The sequence below is a fragment of the Azospirillum ramasamyi genome (assembly GCF_003233655.1).
GTDB lineage: Bacteria > Pseudomonadota > Alphaproteobacteria > Azospirillales > Azospirillaceae > Azospirillum > Azospirillum ramasamyi.
Genome location: NZ_CP029830.1, coordinates 792,317 through 805,504 on the forward strand (window position 1 = coordinate 792,317; position 13,188 = coordinate 805,504).

10 protein-coding genes are annotated in these 13,188 nt (G+C 66.8%); 8 read left to right on the forward strand and 2 right to left on the reverse strand.

Features of this window, described 5'->3' with window-relative positions; all coding sequences use genetic code 11:
* The first annotated feature begins 137 nt into the window (after positions 1–137).
* Positions 138–1,853 (forward strand): methyl-accepting chemotaxis protein, encoded by a 1,716-nt coding sequence (locus DM194_RS28965; protein ID WP_111068538.1) that lies wholly within the window; start codon positions 138–140, stop codon positions 1,851–1,853.
* Between the two features lie 38 nt (positions 1,854–1,891).
* On the opposite strand, the gene DM194_RS16020 is transcribed toward DM194_RS28965, so the two are convergent.
* Positions 1,892–2,719, reverse strand: a complete 828-nt coding sequence (locus tag DM194_RS16020) for an IclR family transcriptional regulator (RefSeq protein ID WP_111068539.1) — start codon at positions 2,717–2,719, stop codon at positions 1,892–1,894.
* 320 nt (positions 2,720–3,039) lie between these two features.
* On the opposite strand from DM194_RS16020, the gene DM194_RS16025 reads away from it, so the two are divergent.
* The 7 genes from DM194_RS16025 (at position 3,040) to DM194_RS16055 (ending at position 11,677) form a co-directional block, all read left to right on the forward strand.
* A complete protein-coding gene (locus DM194_RS16025; RefSeq protein ID WP_014188055.1) occupies positions 3,040–3,687 on the forward strand; it encodes a GntR family transcriptional regulator in 648 nt (215 codons plus the stop codon).
* 42 nt (positions 3,688–3,729) lie between these two features.
* On the forward strand, positions 3,730–5,496 hold the full coding sequence (gene oxc, locus DM194_RS16030) for an oxalyl-CoA decarboxylase (RefSeq protein WP_176581442.1): 1,767 nt from the start codon (positions 3,730–3,732) through the stop codon (positions 5,494–5,496).
* Between the two features lie 63 nt (positions 5,497–5,559).
* Positions 5,560–6,834 carry a formyl-CoA transferase gene (gene frc / locus DM194_RS16035; protein ID WP_111068540.1) on the forward strand — a complete coding sequence of 425 codons (1,275 nt, stop codon included), beginning with the start codon at positions 5,560–5,562 and terminating at the stop codon, positions 6,832–6,834.
* 325 nt (positions 6,835–7,159) lie between these two features.
* Positions 7,160–8,359, forward strand: a complete 1,200-nt coding sequence (gene sucC, locus DM194_RS16040; protein ID WP_111068541.1) for an ADP-forming succinate--CoA ligase subunit beta — start codon at positions 7,160–7,162, stop codon at positions 8,357–8,359.
* Between the two features lies 1 nt (position 8,360).
* On the forward strand, positions 8,361–9,236 hold the full coding sequence (gene sucD / locus DM194_RS16045) for a succinate--CoA ligase subunit alpha (protein ID WP_111068542.1): 876 nt from the start codon (positions 8,361–8,363) through the stop codon (positions 9,234–9,236).
* Positions 9,237–9,359: 123 nt separating this feature from the next.
* A complete protein-coding gene (locus tag DM194_RS16050; RefSeq protein WP_111068543.1) occupies positions 9,360–10,280 on the forward strand; it encodes an IclR family transcriptional regulator in 921 nt (306 codons plus the stop codon).
* A 398-nt stretch (positions 10,281–10,678) separates the two neighbouring features.
* On the forward strand, positions 10,679–11,677 hold the full coding sequence (locus tag DM194_RS16055; RefSeq protein WP_111068544.1) for an NAD(P)H-quinone oxidoreductase: 999 nt from the start codon (positions 10,679–10,681) through the stop codon (positions 11,675–11,677).
* Between the two features lie 27 nt (positions 11,678–11,704).
* On the opposite strand, the gene DM194_RS16060 is transcribed toward DM194_RS16055, so the two are convergent.
* Positions 11,705–13,177: a hypothetical protein gene (locus DM194_RS16060; protein ID WP_111068545.1), complete on the reverse strand. Its 1,473-nt coding sequence runs from the start codon at positions 13,175–13,177 to the stop codon at positions 11,705–11,707.
* Positions 13,178–13,188: the final 11 nt, after the last annotated feature.

A 13,188-nucleotide genomic window follows, 5' to 3' on the forward strand; every position in this document is an offset into this window, starting at 1 on the left:
GTGGCGCGGGTGAAGTCAAAGCCTGCTGGTTTCATTTCTTCGGTTTGCATCTGTCCGGTTTGAGAAATGAATCCGTGGATTGGACTTCCATAAGCCTCGCCCGCCCATCCGGCCCGACGAGAGGTTGGGAGAAAGCCATGTTTCTGTTCACCAGGACCGCGGGCAACGAGCGGGCGAAGCTCGATGCCTTGGAGCGGTCGCAGGCCGTCGTCGAGTTCACGATGGATGGCGTGGTGGTCGACGCGAACGGAAATTTTCTGCAGGCGATGGGGTACAGCCTCGAAGAGGTGCGGGGGCGCCATCACCGGATTTTCGTCGAACCGGATTATGCGCAAAGCCGGGAATACCGCCGCTTCTGGGACGAATTGCGGGCCGGCCGCTTCCAATCGGCGGAGTTCCGGCGGATCACCCGGTCGGGTGAGGAGATTTGGCTGCGCGCCACCTACAACCCGGTGATGGGCGCAGGCGGGCGGCCGGTCGGCGTCATCAAATTCGCCACCGTCATCACCGAGGACAAGCTGAAGGCGGCCGATGCGAACGGCAAGCTGGCCGCCATCGGCCGGTCGCAGGCGGTGATCGAATTCGGCCTGGGCGGCACCATCCAGATGGCCAACGGGATCTTTCTCGACCTGATGGGATATCGGTTGGAGGAGGTGCTGGGGAAGCATCATAAGATGTTTCTCAATCGAATCGATTCCGCCGATCCCGCCTACACCGAATTCTGGGAGCGGCTTCGCAACGGCGAGCACCAGAGCGGCGAGTTCAGGCGGCTGACCAGGAATGGCGCGGAGGTCTGGATCCAGGCAACCTATACGCCGATCCTCGGGCCGACCGGCCGGCCCTGGAAGATCGTGAAGTTCGCCACCGACGTGACGGAGGAGCGGAACCGCAACGCCGATTTCCGCGCCCAGCTCGAGGCGATCAACCGCTCGCAGGCGGTGATCCATTTCAAGCCCGACGGCACGATCCTGGACGCCAACGAGAATTTCCTGAAGGTGACGGGCTATCGGCTGGAAGAGGTCGTCGGCGGCAACCACAGCATGTTCGTATCGGACGATTATCGGGAGAGTGCCGAATACCGGCAGTTCTGGGACATCCTGCGCGGCGGGAAGTTCCACACTTCCCTATACAGGCGGCGCGCCAAGGACGGTTCGGACGTCTGGATCAACGCCAGCTACAACCCGGTCCTGTCCGAGACGGGAGAGGTGCTGAATGTCGTGAAATTCGCCACCGACGTGACGGGCATGATCCGCTCGCGGCTGGAGGCCATCGATTTTTCCAAGCAGACGGTGCAGAAGGTGACCGATGTCGGCCAGTCGGTGGAGCGGATGTGCGGCTCCGCCACCCGGATTTCCACCGACATCCTGAAGTCCCGCGAGGTGGTGGACGAGATCGACCGCCGCACCGCCGCGGCGGACAGCGCCACCGGCCGGCTGAACGAGGCGGCGGCGGCGATGGACGGCGTCGCCAAGTTCATCGACGCCATCGCCTCGCAGATCAAGCTGCTGTCTCTGAACGCCACCATCGAGGCGGCGCGTGCCGGCGAGGCCGGGCGCGGATTCGCCGTGGTGGCGACCGAGGTGAAGTCGCTGGCCGAGCAGACCTCCGGCGCCACCGAGCGGATCGGCGTCGAGATCGTTGCCATGCAGGAGGTCGTCCGTCAGGTGGTGGAGGCGCTGGGCGAGATCGCCCGCTCGGTGGGCAGCGTGAAAGCGACGGTGGATGACGTCGTCGCCGGGGCCGAGGAGCAGATGGCCCTGACGGACGGCGTGGTGTCCAACATGCGGCAGGCCCGCAGCGGCGTCGAGGCGATCAACCGCAATCTGGAAGAGATGCTGATCCGGGCGCGCTGACGGCGTTCAGGGATCGACGGCGTTCACATCCCCCGCGTTCAGATGCCCCGCGCCCGCACCAGCAGCACCCGCGCCTCCTCCGCCGCGCGGGTCAGGTGGGGCAGGAACTGCACCTCCATCTCCGGGCAGGTCACGCGGGCGGCCTGGGCGCTGATGTTCATCGCCGCGACCACGCCGCCGGCGGCGGTGCGGATCGGCACGGCGATGGAACGCAGTCCCAGCTCCAGTTCCTGATCCACCAGAGCGAATCCGCGCTCGCGGATGCGCTCGAGCTCGCGTTTCAGGGCATCCGCCGCGGTGATGGTGCGTTCCGTGTAGGGCCTCAACGGCACCCGCGCCAGATAGGCGTCCAGTTCCGACTCCGGCATGGCCGCCAGCAGGACACGCCCCATCGAGGTGCAGTAGGCCGGCAGGCGGCTGCCGACATTCAGCCCGACCGACATGATCCGCTTGGTCGCAGCACGGGCGATGTAGACCACCTCCCCCTCGTCCAGCACGGCGGCGGAGCAGGATTCCTGCACGGCGCCGCTGACCTGCTCGATCAGCGGGTCCAGGATCGTCGCCAGCGGGGCCGAGGACAGGAAGGAATAGCCCAGCGCCAGGATCTTCGGCTTCAGATGGAAGGTCCGGCCGTCCGTCCCGGCATAGCCCAGCTGCATCAGCGTCAGCAGGCAGCGCCGCGCCGCCGCCCGCGGCAGGCCGGTGATCTTCGCGATGTCGGCGATGGTCAGGTTCGGCTCGCGTTCCGTAAAGGCACGAATCACCGACAGGCCGCGCGCCAGCGAGGTCATGAAGTTCGGGTCGGACGCCTCCTCCGCTGCGGCGGACGGCATCTTGTCTGCGGCCGGATGGTGGGTTTCGGCCATGCGCGGGTCCCTTCTCCCGAAGAACGATCGTGAGGCGCCAAAATAGGGCGATTATCGCGCAAAGGCCAGAAAAATCGAACGAATGAGCCGGCAACTCCGTCGGCGACGGAAATAGTTCGATGTGCCCGCAATTGGTCTTGCGGGTGTCTGGCATCTGGTATACCGTATCGATAATTCAAAACGACGCGCCACAAGGCGATCATCCGAACGCTCGCACAGGAACGCTCACGACAACAAGCGGCGCCGCTGGCGTCGGCGCGCAGAGAGTCGGAAACGTGATGAACCGCGATAGATTCAGTGTTGAGCCCCTTGAACAGGGGATGAGCTTCAAGGCCAAAGCCTACCAGTCGCTGCGACAGGCCATCACGCAGATGAACATCTACGGCCAGAGCAGCGAGATCAGGTTGGACGAACGCCGGCTGTGCGAAGCGTTGGGTGTCAGCCGCACCCCGGTGCGCGAAGCGATGGCGCTGCTGGAACAGGAGGGGTTCATCCGCTCCCAACCGCGGCGCGGGATCTTCGTGGTGCGCAAGACGAAGGCCGAACTGGTGGAGATGATCACGGTGTGTGCCGCCCTGGAAGGCATGGCGGCACGCCTGTTCGTCGAAAACGCCACCACGGAGAAGCTGGAACTCCTGCACGCCGCGTTCGACAAATACACGAAAGCCGAGTTGGCGGAACACGTCGCCGAGTATTCCGACGCCAACATCGTCTTCCATCAAAGCATCGTCCAGGCTTCGGGCTCCGCGTTGATCTCGGATCTGACCGATCGCTTCTTCATCCATATGCGTGCGATCCGCCGCGCGACAATGGGCCTCGGCGATCGTGCCGACCAGTCCATCCACGAGCATCGGGACATCATCGAGGCGCTGGCCGCGCGCGATGCCGATCTCGCGGAACGTCGGGTGCGGGAACACACGCTCGGTCTCGCACAGTACGTGGAACGGCATTGCGCCTTCCTCGACTAACCGATCTTGAACCTTTTTGGAGCTCGGGGAGGAGTTACCCTTATGTCTACTGCGGCTGCAACGATCACTAAGAACCAGGCCACGGAAGCATCTGTTGTCGAAGACGCGCCGGCGCTGACCGACGGCTTCCAGCTCGTCATCGACGCGCTCAAGCTCAACGACATCCATAACCTGTATGTCGTCCCCGGTATCCCGATTTCCGATCTGCTGCGCATGGCGCAGGCCGAGGGTATGCGCGTCGTTTCGTTCCGCCACGAACAGAATGCCGGCAACGCCGCCGCCATCGCCGGTTTCATGACCAAGAAGCCGGGCGTCTGCATGACGGTGTCGGCTCCGGGCTTCCTGAACGGCCTGACCGCCCTGGCGAACGCGACCACCAACTGCTTCCCGATGATCCTCATCAGCGGCTCGTCCGAGCGCGAGATCGTCGACCTGCAGCAGGGCGACTATGAGGAGATGGACCAGCTGGCCATCGCCAAGCCGCTGTGCAAGGCCGCCTTCCGCATCCTGCACGCCCAGGACATCGGCATCGGCGTTGCGCGCGCCATCCGCGCCGCCGTGTCGGGCCGTCCGGGCGGCGTCTATCTCGACCTGCCGGCCAAGCTGTTCTCGCAGGTGATGGACGCGGCCGAGGGTGCCAAGTCGCTGGTCAAGGTCGTCGATCCGACCCCCGCCCAGTACCCGTCGACCGAGGCGGTGGACCGCGCGCTCGACCTGCTGAAGGGCGCCAAGCGTCCGCTGGTCATCTTCGGCAAGGGCGCCGCCTATGCCCAGGCCGACGAGACCATCCGCTCCTTCGTCGAGAAGAGCGGCATCCCGTTCCTGCAGATGAGCATGGCCAAGGGCCTGCTGCCCGACACCCATCCGCAGTCGGCCGGCGCCGCCCGTTCGTTGGTGCTGCAGGAAGCCGACGTGGTCATGCTGGTCGGCGCGCGGCTGAACTGGCTGCTGTCGCACGGCAAGGGCAAGACCTGGGGCAAGCCCGGCTCGAAGAAGTTCATCCAGATCGACATCGAGCCGAAGGAGATGGACAGCAACGTCGAAATCCATGCTCCGCTGGTCGGCGACATCGCCTCGGTCATGGAAGTTCTGCTGAAGGGCATCGAAGGTTCGCCGCTCACCCCGCCGACCGACTGGATGGCCACCGTGGCCGCCCGCCGCGAGCAGAACATCGCCAAGATGGCGCCGAAGCTGATGAGCAACGCGTCGCCGATGAACTTCCACGGTGCGCTGGGTGCGCTCCGCCGCGTCATCAAGGAGCGGCCGGACGCCCTGCTGGTCAATGAGGGCGCCAACACCCTCGACCTCGCCCGCGGCATCATCGACATGTACGAGCCGCGCAAGCGCCTCGACGTCGGCACCTGGGGCGTCATGGGCGTCGGCATGGGCTACGCCGTCGCCGCCGCGATCGAGAGCGGCAAGCCGGTCCTGGCGGTGGAAGGCGACAGCGCCTTCGGCTTCTCCGGCATGGAGGTGGAGACCATCTGCCGCTACAACCTGCCGGTCTGCATCGTCATCTTCAACAACAACGGCATCTATCGCGGGACCGACGTCAACCCGACCGGCGGGGCCGACCCGTCGCCGATGGTCTTCGTCCCCGACTCCCGTTACGACAAGATGATGGAAGCCTTCGGCGGCGTCGGCGTCCATGTCACCAACCCGGACGAGCTGTACCGCGCGGTCAGCGAGGCGATGGACAGCGGCCGTCCGACCCTGATCAACGCCGTCATCGACCCGGCCGCCGGCACCGAAAGCGGCAACATCGGCAGCCTGAACCCGACCAGCTCGGTCCGCAAGATGCCGTCCTAAGGGACGGCTTCCGGGAAGCGGCCGAGCCGACCAACACGACTTAAAAAGCAGGGGGAGAAATACATGGGCAAGGCACTTCAGGGCGTGCGGATTCTCGACTTCACGCATGTGCAGTCGGGACCGACCTGCACCCAGTTGCTCGCCTGGTTCGGCGCCGACGTCATCAAGGTCGAACGGCCGGGCGAGGGTGACATCACCCGCACCCAGCTGCGCGACCTGCCGGACGCCGACAGCCTGTATTTCACCATGCTGAACCACAACAAGCGGTCCATCACGCTCGACACCAAGACGCCCAAGGGCAAGGAGGTGCTGGAGTCGCTGATCAAGACCTGCGACGTGATGGTCGAAAACTTCGCCCCCGGCGTGCTCGATCGCATGGGGTTCACCTGGGAACGCATCCAGGAACTGAACCCCGCGATGATCGTCGCGTCGGTGAAGGGCTTCGGGCCCGGGCCGTTCGAGAACTGCAAGGTGTACGAGAACGTCGCCCAGTGCGCGGGCGGCGCGGCCTCGACCACCGGCTTCGACGACGGCCCGCCCATGGTCACCGGCGCCCAGATCGGCGACAGCGGCACCGGCCTGCATCTGGCACTCGGCATCGTCACCGCCCTGTACCAGCGCAAGGAGACCGGCCGCGGCCAGAAGGTGCTGGCCGCCATGCAGGACGCCGTGCTGAACCTGTGCCGCGTCAAGCTGCGCGACCAGCAGCGTCTGGCCCACGGGCCGATGAAGGAATACCCGCAATACCCGAACGGCGAGTTCGGCGACACGGTGCCGCGCGCCGGCAACGCGTCGGGCGGCGGCCAGCCGGGCTGGATCCTGAAGTGCAAGGGCTGGGAGAGCGATCCCAACGCCTACATCTACTTCATCGCCCAGGCGCCGGTCTGGAAGTCGATCTGCAAGGTCATCGGCAAGGAAGAGTGGATCACCGATCCCGACTACGCCACTCCGGTGGCCCGCCTGCCGCGCCTGATGAGCATCTTCGCGACCGTCGAGGAATGGACCAAGACCCTGACCAAGTTCGAGGTCATGGACATCCTCAACAAATACGACATCCCCTGCGGCCCGATCCTGTCGATGAAGGAGATCGCCGAGGACAAGTCGCTCTACGAGACCGGCACGCTGGTCGAGGTGGAGCATCCGACCCGAGGCAGCTACCTGACGGTCGGCAACCCGATCAAGCTGTCCGACAGCCCGACGGAGGTCACCCGCTCCCCGCTGCTGGGCGAGCACACCGACGAGATCCTGCGCGACGTTCTGGGTTTCAGCGAGCGCGAGATCATGGACATCCGCGACAGCGGCGCCACCGGCGCCGTGGAGAGATTAGCGGCGGAGTAACCTCCGCCGCCCGGTTTCCAACCCTCCCCCTGCCCTTGGCAGGAGAGGGGACCGCCGCCACTCCGACACTTTTGTCCTCTCCCGCGATCGCTCCGGCCTTTGGCCGTCCGAGGGCGGGGGAGGGTCGGGGATGGGGCGAGACTTAGCACCGATTGTGCCTGCAGAGTTGAAGATTGCGCCTCCCTCTCCCCGACCGTCCCCTTCCCGGTCGCTCGAGAGCCGAAGCCCGAAGTTTTTAAAGAATCCGCCGCCCGTCAGCCGATGCATTTCCGGCTCCCGGCGGCATTCAAAAAAACAATTCCCGACAGGGACAGGGACGTAAGCCATGAACATTCACGAGTATCAGGCCAAGGAACTGCTGCGGGGGTACGGCGTCGCCGTTCCGCGCGGCGGCGTGGCCTTCACCCCGGAAGAGGCTGAATCGGTTGCCCGCGAGCTGGGCGGTCCGGTCTGGGTGGTGAAGTCGCAGATCCATGCCGGCGGCCGCGGCGCCGGCCGGTTCCAGGATAACCCGAACGGCAAGGGCGGCGTCCGCGTCGTCAAGTCGATCGGCGAGGTGGCCTCCAACGCCGCCGAGATGCTGAACCGCGTGCTGATCACCAAGCAGACCGGCCCGTCGGGCCGGCAGGTCAAGCGCCTCTATGTCGAGGAAGGCGCCGACATCAAGCGCGAGCTGTATCTCGGCCTGCTGATCGACCGCGCCACCGGCCGCGTCACCATCATCGCCTCCACCGAAGGCGGCATGGAGATCGAAGAGGTCGCCCACAACACGCCGGAGAAGATCGTCAAGGTCGCCGTCGACCCGGCCACCGGCATCCAGGGCTACCACACCCGCAAGGTCGCCTTCGCGCTGGGCCTGGAAGGCAAGCAGGTCGGCGCCGCCGCGCGCTTCATCACCGCCGCCTACAAGGCCTTCACCGATCTGGACTGCGCGATCGTCGAGATCAACCCGCTGATCGTCACCGGGTCCGGCGACATCCTGGCGCTCGACGCCAAGATGAGCTTCGACGACAACGCACTGTTCCGCCACAAGGACGTCGCCGCCCTGCGCGACGAGGCGGAAGAGGATCCGGCGGAGATCGAGGCGGCCAAGCACGACCTCAACTACGTCAAGCTCGACGGCAACATCGGCTGCATGGTGAACGGCGCCGGCCTGGCGATGGCCACCATGGACATCATCAAGCTGTATGGCGGCGAGCCGGCCAACTTCCTCGACGTCGGCGGCGGCGCCACGAAGGAGCGCGTCACCGCGGCCTTCAAGCTGATCCTGTCCGACAGCAACGTCGAAGGCATCCTGGTCAACATCTTCGGCGGCATCATGCGCTGCGACGTGATCGCCGAGGGCGTCGTCGCCGCGGCCCGCGAAGTGCACCTGCACGTTCCGCTCGTGGTGCGCCTGGAAGGCACCAACGTCGATCTGGGCAAGAAGATCCTGGCCGAATCCGGCCTGCCGATCCTGTCCGCCGACAATCTGGACGACGCAGCCAAGAAGATCGTCGCCGCCGTCAAGAAGGAGGCCGCGTGAGATGGCTGTTCTCGTCGATAAGAACACGAAGGTGATCTGCCAGGGCTTCACCGGAGCCCAGGGCACCTTCCACTCCGAGCAGGCCATCGCCTACGGCACCAAGATGGTCGGCGGCGTCACGCCCGGCAAGGGCGGCGGCAAGCACCTCGACCTGCCGATCTTCGACACCGTGTCGGAAGCGGTCGAGAAGACCGGCGCCAACGCCTCGGTGATCTACGTGCCGCCGCCCTTCGCGGCCGACGCGATCCTGGAGGCGATCGACGCCGAGATCCCGCTGGTGGTCTGCATCACCGAAGGCATCCCGGTGCTGGACATGGTCCGCGTCAAGCGCGCGCTCGACGGCTCCAAGACCCGCCTGATCGGGCCGAACTGCCCCGGCATCATCACGCCGGACGAGTGCAAGATCGGCATCATGCCGGGCCACATCCACAAGCGCGGCAAGATCGGCATCGTCTCGCGCTCGGGCACGCTGACCTATGAGGCCGTCGCGCAGACCACGGCGGCCGGCCTGGGCCAGACCACCTGCATCGGCATCGGCGGCGACCCGGTCAACGGCACCAACTTCGTCGACAGCCTGGAGTTGTTCGTGAAGGACCCGGAGACCGAGGGCATCATCATGATCGGCGAGATCGGCGGCGACGCCGAAGTCCGCGGCGCCGAGTTCATCAAGGCGTCGGGCACGAAGAAGCCGGTCGTCGGCTTCATCGCCGGCCGCACGGCTCCTCCGGGCCGCCGCATGGGCCATGCCGGCGCGGTGATCTCCGGCGGCAACGACACCGCCGACTTCAAGATCGACTTCATGAAGTCGGTCGGCATCGCCGTCGCCGACAGCCCCGCCAGCCTGGGCTCCACCATGCAGTCGATCTTCAAAGGTTGACCGGTACCCCGCGGGGCCGCCGTCCCCGACGGCCCCGCGGTCTCAGCAAGCCTTGTGTCACACACGCCATCAGCCGCAACAGACAGGCGCAACCAACGCGCCGGACCCCGAGGGAGATGGGATATGAAAGCGCAAGCCCAAAACAGCACCCTGGCCCGCCGCATCATCCACAATGATCCGAGCGAGGGCGCCGCAGCCATCATCAAGACGGCGATCATCGAAGCGCCGCGCGAGAAGAACGACAACGGCAAGGCGGACGCCAAGGCCGAGCGCGGCCAGGTGGTGCAGTCGCTCTGCCGCGCGCTGAACATCCTGACCATCCTCGGCGCCAATGACGGCCCGATGACCCTGACCGAACTGGCGGAGGCCGCGAACCTGTCGCCCTCCACCACCCATCGCCTGCTGACGACCCTGCAGTACGAGCGCTACGTCCGCTTCGACCAGAGCGCGCGCGGCTGGGTGGTCGGCGTCCAGGCCTACATGACCGGCGCCAATTTCCTGAAGACCCGCAATCTGGTCGACGTTGCCCGTCCCCGCATGCGCCGCCTGATGGAGGAGAGCAGCGAGATCGTCAATCTGGCGGTCGAGGAGAATGGCGAGGCGATCTATCTGGCCCGCGTCGGCGGCCCCCGCGCCGCCCAGGTGGCGGTGCCGCAGACCGACCGTACGCTGCTGCACTGCTCCGCCGTCGGCAAGGCCCTGCTGGCCGGCATGACCGAGACCAAGGTGCAGACCATCGTGACCCAGCGCGGCATGCGCCAGTTCACCCGCAGCACCCTGTCCTCTCTGCCGGCGCTGTACCGCGACCTGACGCTGGTGCGCACCCGCGGCTATGCCCTGGACCAGGAGGAGCGGGTGTCGGGCCTGCGCTGCGTCGCCGCCCCGATCTTCGATGAGAATTCCCGTGTGATGGGCGCCCTGTCGCTGTCCGGCTCCAGCCGGCGCATCGAGGACGCGCGGCTGCGCGCCCTGGGCGAAATGGTCAAGCGCGCCGCCGCGGCGGTGACGCAGGAGCTGGGCGGCCGCGTCCCGGTTCCTAACTGATCCTCGCACGGACAAGAGACGCCAAGAGCCGACGGCAGGTGGTGCGCGTCGGCATATCCTCCCTGGCGCACTAGAGGCCGCGTTCCTGACGGAGCGCGGCCTTCTTTCTTATGTAAAGCGCCGTTTCCACGGAATGGAAAAGCGGTCGAATTCTCGGGAATTGCCGGCTGGTTGGTGCGATTGTCTGTCTCGGGAAAGGCGTTCCTTTCTCATCGGGCGGATGTGTTGTTTTGCATGTTCGCGCTTCTCTCGGAGACTGGCCGTGCTGTGTGCAGCACGGCCATTTTTTTATTTTCCGCAGGACGAAATCGGATCCATCGCCGCGTGGACGGGCAATCCGCCGCGACGACACAGTGCTGCCAAACCCATCACGACGACAGGGCAGGGGAGCGATCCGAATGACAGAGTCCAGAAGCATGACGGCGATCGAAGTGAGCCAGCCCGGCAAGCCGGAGGTGCTGGTCCCGACGCGCCGTCCGGTTCCCGACCCGGCCCCCGGCGAGATCCGCATCGCGGTCCAGGCCGCCGGCGTCAACCGGCCGGACGTGCTGCAGCGGCTCGGCAAGTACAACCCGCCGCCGGGCATCAGCGACATCCCCGGGCTGGAGGTCGCCGGCACCGTCGACGCGCTGGGCGAGGGGGTGGAGGGCTGGGCCGTCGGCGATCCGGTCTGCGCCCTGCTGGCCGGCGGCGGCTATGCCGGGTTCTGTGTCGTGCCCGCCGCCCAATGCCTGCCGATCCCCGCCGGCCTGACGATGGCCGAGGCGGCGGCCCTGCCGGAAACCTTCTTCACCGTCTGGTCGAATGTGTTCGAGCGTGGCGCCCTCCAGCCCGGCGAGGCGCTTCTGGTTCATGGCGGCACGTCGGGCATCGGCACCACGGCGATCCAACTGGGCGCCGCCTTCGGCGCACGGGTCTTCGCCACCGCCCGCGGCGCCGACAAATGCGCGGCCTGTGTCCGGCTGGGTGCCGAGCGGGCCATCGACTACGGCACGGAGGATTTCGCCGCCGTGGTGAAGGATGCGACCGGCGGCACGGGCGTGAACGTCGTGCTCGACATCGTCGGCGGCGATTACGTCGCCCGCAGCATCGACGCGCTTGCGGTGGAGGGACGCTATGTCTGCATCGGCTTCGTGCGCGGGGCGACGGCGACCGTGAACTTCTTCCCCGTCATGACCAAGCGCCTGGTGCTGACCGGCTCCACCCTGCGGGCGCGTCCGGTCGCCTACAAGAAGGCGGTGGCCGAGCAGTTGAAGGCCCGCGTCTGGCCGCTGATCGCCGAAGGGCGGATCAAGCCGGTCGTCCACGAGGTGTTTCCGCTGGAACGGGCCGCCGACGCCCACCGGCTGATGGAGAGCAACCAGCATGTCGGCAAGATCGTGCTGGCGGTGGGCTGAGGGGGCCGCCCCCTCAATCCATCGCCCTCAGTCCAGCATCGGCATTCCGGTTTCGATGCGGACCAGCGCGGCCAGCAGCGGAGCGCCGATGTCGCGGCGGACGAAGTTGCTGGCCCTCTCGGCCGCGTTGATCGCCAGCTGGAAGCTGCGGCGCCAGCGGTCGTCGTTGTAGAAGGCCTTTTCCGCCTTGGCCCGCTGCGCCAGCAAACCCGGCCGGCGGCCGGCGGCATCGTCGACCAGCTTGTTCAGGCGGTTCATCAGGTCGTTGGCGGCGGCCGGGTCGCCGCGCTTCATCGCGGCCTCGACCAGCTCCGCGAAAGCCTCGCCGCGGGTGTCGATGTCGGCCACCTGCTCGGCATAGGCGACGGCCATGCCCGTCTCACCGCGCTTGGCCAGCCGCCCCAGCACGGCGGGGATGGTCCAGGGATTCTCGTCCTGCACGGTGGTGAGCAGGCCCAGCGCCAGCTTCGGCTCGCCGATCTCGGCGGCGGCAACCGCCAGTTCCGGCGGGCAGCAGTCGCCGCGGGTTTCCCTGAATTTGGAGAACTGCGTCTCGACCGTGTTCAGGAACAGGGTGCGGGCCTGCGCCTCCTTGCCGGCGCGCAGCAGCGACTGGGCGACCAGACCCAGCTCCCAGGAGCAGTTGTGGCTGGAGGCGTAGTTCTTGGCCTCGTCCGCCAGCGTATTGGTCAGCGCGGAGTCGCCGCGCCACGCCGCCGCCTTGGCGATGTCGGCGAGGTTGTAGATGCGTGTCGAGCAGTCGTTGATCTGCCGGGTGATGTCGAGCGCCAGCGGCGTCTGCCCCATCAGCGACAGCGCGCGGGCGACGAACAGATCCTGGCCGGAGCTGTCGGCGACGCCGCCGCGGCGCACCGCGCTGACGAAGGGAGCCATGATCTCCTTGGCGCGGCCGGGATCGCCCAGCTGCTGGTAGGCGACGGCCAGCGACAGCCAGTCCCAGCGGGCGGCGTTGATCGGCGTTTCCACCGGCGGCAGCATCTCGCCGATGCGGTGGAGGAAGCACAGGCTGCCCAGCGCGTCGTTGCAGACCAGCGCCCGGATTCTCGAACGGAAATCGTAGAAGTCGAAATCGCCGACGAACTGGTTGGTGACGAGCTGCACCGCCAGCGGGCTGTCGGGGTACTTCGTCACGATCTCGTTGAACAGCTTGTCCGCCTCCTTCAGCAGGCGGGCCTCCTCGGTGCCGTCGAAGGTGTTGTCGGCCTGCCGGATCAACTGCAGCGCCTGGACGAACAGGCGGTTGGCCGGGCCGGGCGTGCCGGCGGTCGGGTTGTCCGCCCCGCCGCCTTCCTGCGTCACGGCAACCGCCGTCGCGGCCTCCGGCATCGGCATTCCCGCCGGGGCCGGCGTCGCGGCCCGGACCATCGCCTCGTCCTGCGCCAGAACGGGACCGGCCGCGACCGCCGCCGGCAGGATCAGGGCGGCGGCGACGGTGGCGGTGCGGAGCGCGGCGAGGGCGTGGGAAAGGGCGGAGGCCATGGCGGTCGGGT